We start from the raw sequence: 6,000 nt of genomic DNA on the forward strand, positions 1-6,000 counted from the left end.
TATTTTAAAATTAAACATCAGGATAAATTTTTATTAAAAAATTTTGTTTAATCACTTCACAGACAGGTTATATTATCATAAAATGAAATAAATATTTCATTAAAATGAAGGAAAGAAGGAAAGGTGGAGAAAGATTTTAAATGGCCATTAAAAAAGTTGAACATCCCATGATTGAATTCGGGTTACAAACGAAAGGCTCTTATGAACATATGCAAGAAGCAAAAAAATACCTGCCTGGCGGTGTGACTGCTAATATAAAGCATTTTGCCCCGTATCCGGTAGTTATGGATAAAGGTAAGGGGGCGTGGCTGAAAGACATAGACGGCCACTGGTACGTTGACTACTTAATGGGATACGGATCGCTTGCATTAGGCCACGGTCATTCTAAAATCAAAGAAGCGGTCTACGACCAATTGGTGGATGACGGCACTTGTCTTTTTGGAACACCGCACAAGCTGGAAACATCATTTGCTAAGAAAATAATGAGTTATTACCCATCCATCGAAAAATTGAGATATACAAATTCAGGAACGGAAGCAACCCAGCTGGCGATCCGACTGGCTCAAGTATTTACCGGGAAGAAGCGTATTGCAAAATTTGAAGGGCATTACCACGGCGGCTATAAAGAAATGCTTTACAGTATTAATCCGCCTGTCTCGGAAGCGGGTTTGGAAGAAGCGCCTTCTCCGGTTCCTGAATCAGCAGGGGTAGATGTGGACGGCCAGGAACCTTATATACTCCCTTTCAATCACCTGAAAGGCATGGAAAAACTTCTTAAAGACCATCATAAAGAGTTAGCGGCCGTACTGATTGAACCGGTTCAGTCCGGGTTTATTCCCGCAGACCAGGTATTCATGGACAGGTTAAGAGAGTTAACGAAGAAGTATGGAGTTATACTCATTTATGATGAAGTAAAAACAGGATTCCGCTCAGCACTCGGCGGAGGCCAGGAAAAATACCAGGTTAAACCTGATTTAACGACTCTCGGTAAAGTTATTGGAGGAGGTTTCCCTATAGGTGTGGTGGGAGGCCGAAGTGATATTCTTGATGTCAGCTCTCCAGACAGGGGGGCAGATGTATTTGAAGCAGGAGCTCAGGGTAAAGCTTCAGCAAAAGAAGTGCTTTTTCACAGCGGCACTTACAATGGCCACCCAACAATTCTTGCCGCAGGGCTGGCAACCATTTCTGTGTTAGAAGAGGACTATAATAACGTATTGTCTTTTACAAATGAATTAAGAAAAGGAATCGAAGAAATTGGCAGGAAGGCAGGATTCCCTATTAAGACTTGTGGAGTTGGTTCCATTTTTAATGTAATATGGAATCAGGACACATTACCGAGGCACTACCGGGACCTCCAGAAAACAAACACAAAGATGAGAAAAGAACTGGACTTTAAGCTGCTTCAGTCCGGCCTTTATACGAAACCGTTGAACCGGTACAGCATCTCTGCAGCACATGGGGAGGAAGAACTTGAGTTCACTTTAAAGGCTTATGAGAAAGCGTGTGAAAGTTTAAAAGGAGGAGCTGGGGTGTCCTGAAGGAGGGAACACCTTGCTAGAGAGTGATGTTTACAAACGAATGATTGAATCACGTGAGAAAATGAGTAAATCACACAAAAAAATAGCTAATTATTTAATAGAACATCATGAAACAGCCCCTTTTTTAACAGCTTCAAAGCTTGCTAAAAATGTGGAAGTGGGAGAAGCCACAGTCATCCGTTTTGCATTCTTTCTGAATTATAAAGGTTATCCGGATCTGCAGCGGCATTTGCAGGAAGCTTTACAGAGAAAAATGACTTCCGCGGAGGTTCTTGCCAGAACTACGGATGATGAAAATGATACAGAAAATGTTGTCAGTGAAGTATTATCAGATGATATCCAAAATCTGAAAGAAACATTGAACCAGGTGGATCCTGCCTTATTTGAGAAAGTTGTCTATGAAATGATTCAAGCGGAAAGGATCTACATTATTGCTTACCGCAGTGCTTCCAGTATAGGCGGGTTCCTGGAATTTTATCTTGACCTTGTCCTTCAAAACACGGAAATGATCCAGCAGGCAGATGGTGTTTCTGAACATTTGCTGGACATCTCAAAAAACGACCTGGTTATTGGGCTTGGCTTTTCCAGGTATACAAAAAGGACAGTGGAGGCTCTTAAATATGTGAAACAGCGGGATGCAAAAACAGTAGTCATTACAGACCATTTGCTAAGCCCGCTCGTTCCGTTCGGCGATTATAAGATAGTAGCCACGACAGAAATTAATTCTTTTATTGATTCATTTGCAGCTCCTATGAGCTTAGCAAGTGCCCTTATTACAGCACTGACAAGATCTGAACATAAGAAAGTAGAGAAAAGGCTGCGTGATCTGGAAGGGTTATGGGAAACTTTTGATGTTTTTTATGATTAAAGATGCAGAAAAGCGTGATAAACGGTATCGTTTATCACGCTTTTCTTTAAGCAGCTGATGATTCTTTCTGATCTCTTTTCTTACGGAAGTGCTGAAGGAATCCGATCAGCAGGAAGAGTCCCAGTCCGCTTAGTTCTATCATTAGATTTTCCGGGTAAATAAGCATTAACCCTGACAGTAAGAGCAATAGTCTTTCATACCATTTAAAGCTGTATACAAAATAATTCATCATAGTCGCACTCACAGCAGCCATTCCTAAAACAGCAGTTATGAGCAGCAGAATAACCGTTAATACATCTGCATCCTGAAGTAACAGTGCCGGATTATACACGAAGACATAAGGTATTATAAACCCGGCAATTGCGAGCTTGAAGGCTGTAACACCTGCCCTCATCGGGTTTGCTTTGGCAATTCCCGAGCCGGCGTATGCGGCAAGGCATACAGGAGGCGTGATATCAGCTACGATCCCGAAATAAAATACGAAGAAGTGTGCCGCAATATCAGGAACGCCATAAGCAATCAGTGCCGGTGCAGCCATAGAGGCTGTAACAACATAGTTTGCTGTGGTTGGCAGTCCCATTCCAAGCAGGATACAAGCGATCATGGTAAAGAACATAAGCAGGAATAAGTTATCCCCTGCAAGTGCTAACAGACCTCCGGCTATTTTCCCGCCTAAGCCGGTAAAAACGACAATACCAACAATTATACCAGCTGTAGCACAGGCAGCAATAACAGGTAAAGCTATTCTAGCCCCTTGCTCGAGCGCATCTATAATATCCGAAGGCCCCATGCGGGTCTCCTTACGGAAGAAACTGACAAGAAAAGCTGTTCCAATCCCTGCAAGGGCTGCATACGTTGGTGTAAATCCGTTAACAAGCATAGATACTATAACGACAAGCGGAAGCAGTAAGTCAAGTTTTTTACTTAATCCTTTCAGCGAGGGAAGCTCACTTTTCGGCAGACCAGTAATCCCGTAACGCTTTGCTTCGAAGTGGGTTCCCATGAACACACTTGTAAAGTAAAGGATCGCTGGGATAATACCTATAATAATAATATCACTGTATGAAACACTGGAGACATATTCAGCCATAATAAAAGCGGCTGCGCCCATAATCGGCGGCATAATTTGACCGCCTGTTGAGGCTGAAGCTTCTGCCGCAGCAGCAAATTCCGGTCTGAATCTGGCTCTTTTCATCATTGGGATAGTGAATGAACCTGAGGCTACTGTATTTGCTACAGAGCTTCCTGTTACAGTTCCTTGCAAGGCAGAAGCAGCTACGGCAGCTTTAGCAGTCCCGCCGGTAAACCTCCCCGTCGCCCCGAAAGCGAGATCATTAAAATATTGACCGACTCCCGTTTTTGTTAACATTACCCCAAAGAACAGGAACAGATAAATATAAGTAGAGGAGATTTGAATAGGTGTTCCGAAAATGGCATCCGAGGTGAAAAATAATCTTCTCGACAATCCGGCCCAGTCAAATCCTCCATGTCCGAAATAAGGAATATTAGTTCCATATAGACCGTAAAGAATCGCTAATGAAGCAATAACGATAATAGGCAAGCCTACTGCGCGTCTTGTTGCTTCAAGCAATAGAATAATTCCAATTGTTGCGACTATAATATCCAGAGTTCCGAAACCTAAAACCCGTGCCGGGCCCGTAATCCAGTCATACCTGAATATAATGTAATAAACGGAGCTCATAGATAAGAAGGCTAATACAACATCATACCAGGGAACGCCGACTTTTTTCATTCCACTTCTTCTAAAAGGATATAATAGAAAAATCAGTCCCATAGCTGTTCCAAGGTGAACGGATCCTTGTATCAGATAAACGAGAGGTCCCCCAGTTTGAGGAAAGGCCCTCCACACGTGGAACACAGTTAACGAAATAGCCAGGAAAGATATGACCCACCCCCACTTCCCGGGGTTCTGGCGGTAGGCAGATTCTTTGTCGTATCTGGACAACATCTCCTGTTGTTCTTTTTCTGTTAGTAAATCTTTATTAGTATCTGACATAATTTCACCTCACACTATTACTTATATGTTCTTAATTACTTTGTCATACAAAATAAAATCGACGAAAAGGAAGGAGCATTAAGAAGTTCCTGCACTTTCGTCGAGGTTCTGCCATAAATGTTTGCAGAGCCGAAAAGTTTATCAGTATCTTTTTTTTACCATAGTTTTTTAAATTGAACAATGGATATTTACTGGTAAACAAGAAGAAAAGAGGCCGGACATGATCCTCCAGAGGTCCGGCCTCTTAACAGACAAAGTGTATGTTTTACTCTGTAATACCTTCTTCATCAAAGTATCTCTCAGCACCAGGATGCATAGGAAGCCCCTCAGAACCGTTTAAGGCATTTTCTTTTGTCAAATGGTCGCCTTGAGGATGAGAGATGTCTCCACTGTGTTCAAACAGTGCTTTTGTTATTTCATATCCAAGATCTTCATCAATTGTATCTGTAGAACCTACAAGAATAGCATAGGCCGTCACAGCTTGAATATCTTCATCCAGGAAATCGTAAGAGTCAGCAGGAATCGTTAGTTCTTCGTATCCGCTGTTTTCTTCTATATAATCAAGTCCTTCATCGCTGATAGGAAGCAAGCGGATATCCCGTGAAATCGATAATTCTTCAATACTTCCGGCAGGTAAACCAAGAAGGCCGAATGACGCATCTAAGTTTCCATCCTGAATACGGCCCGCAGCATCTCCAAAGCCTTCTTCATAAGCATCGTAGTCTCCGTCTTCAAGTCCGTAGGCTTCAAGAATTAATTTAGCAGCTGCCTGAGTACCGCTTCCAGGAGGCCCAATAGCAACAGACTTACCTTCAAGGTCAGCGATAGACTCAATATCTGAATCTGCACCCGTTACAATCTGCATAACCTCTGGATAAATGTGGCCCATAAATCCGAAATTGTCAACTGCAACACCTTCAAAGTCTCCATCGCCCGTTAAGGAGTCAAGAGCAGGAAGGTGGACAGTCATACCGAGATCCATTTCTCCCTGGAAAATACTAACGATGTTATCAACTGAGGCACCTGAAGAAACAGCGCTCAAATCAAACCCGTCTACTTCAATATTATTATTAATTACTGTAGCCATTTCCTGTCCTAAAGGATAATAAGTACCCCCTGTGCTTCCTGTACCTAATTGCAGGTTTCCGACGTCCGTGTCAGCGGCTGCATTGTCATTACCGCCGTCGTTGTCATTTGCTTCATTTTCTTCCGCGTTATTATTTCCTCCGGCGTTGTTAACATCATTGCCGTTGTCATCTCCCTCTCCACATGCAGCAAGGATTAAACTGCCTGTTAAGAGTAACGCGAACATGGAAGTGTACTTTTTCTTCAACTTACATTCCCCCTTAGTTTTTTTAAGTAAAAAATACTAGCAATCGCATAAAAAATTGCTCGTATTCTATTATATTTAACCAAAATTATTCAAGAATGTCAAAAAGGAATCTGCCCGTAAAAGTTTTACAGTGATAAAAAGGCAGAAGTAATATTAGAGCGGCAAGGGATGCGAGATTTGTCAGAAAATAATGTAAATAGTCTAATAAATTATTATAAAAATATAAATAAATGATAAAACGAAT

At 41.9% G+C, this 6,000-nt stretch carries 4 protein-coding genes; 2 read left to right on the forward strand and 2 right to left on the reverse strand.

The window, feature by feature from the left end; translation table 11 throughout:
• Window positions 1–140: 140 nt before the first annotated feature.
• Entirely contained in the window at window positions 141–1,538 is a 1,398-nt protein-coding gene (locus tag K8O68_RS14125; RefSeq protein WP_230897498.1) for an aspartate aminotransferase family protein, read from the forward strand.
• Between the two features lie 13 nt (window positions 1,539–1,551).
• Window positions 1,552–2,406 (forward strand): MurR/RpiR family transcriptional regulator, encoded by an 855-nt coding sequence (locus tag K8O68_RS14130; RefSeq protein WP_230897499.1) that lies wholly within the window; start codon window positions 1,552–1,554, stop codon window positions 2,404–2,406.
• A 46-nt stretch (window positions 2,407–2,452) separates the two neighbouring features.
• On the opposite strand, the gene K8O68_RS14135 is transcribed toward K8O68_RS14130, so the two are convergent.
• Window positions 2,453–4,423: a TRAP transporter permease gene (locus tag K8O68_RS14135; RefSeq protein ID WP_230897500.1), complete on the reverse strand. Its 1,971-nt coding sequence runs from the start codon at window positions 4,421–4,423 to the stop codon at window positions 2,453–2,455.
• Between the two features lie 265 nt (window positions 4,424–4,688).
• Window positions 4,689–5,756: a TAXI family TRAP transporter solute-binding subunit gene (locus K8O68_RS14140; protein ID WP_230897501.1), complete on the reverse strand. Its 1,068-nt coding sequence runs from the start codon at window positions 5,754–5,756 to the stop codon at window positions 4,689–4,691.
• Window positions 5,757–6,000 lie beyond the last annotated feature (244 nt).

The organism is Salipaludibacillus sp. CUR1, from assembly GCF_021028955.1.
In the GTDB taxonomy this organism is placed as follows: Bacteria; Bacillota; Bacilli; order Bacillales; family Salisediminibacteriaceae; genus Salipaludibacillus.

Bases quoted from the DNA above. Each gene is read 5' to 3' on its own strand.
- K8O68_RS14135 (WP_230897500.1), bottom strand. From the start codon at position 4,423: ATGTCAGATACTAATAAAGATTTACTAACAGAAAAAGAACAACAGGAG.
- K8O68_RS14125 (WP_230897498.1), top strand. From the start codon at position 141: ATGGCCATTAAAAAAGTTGAACATCCCATGATTGAATTCGGGTTACAA.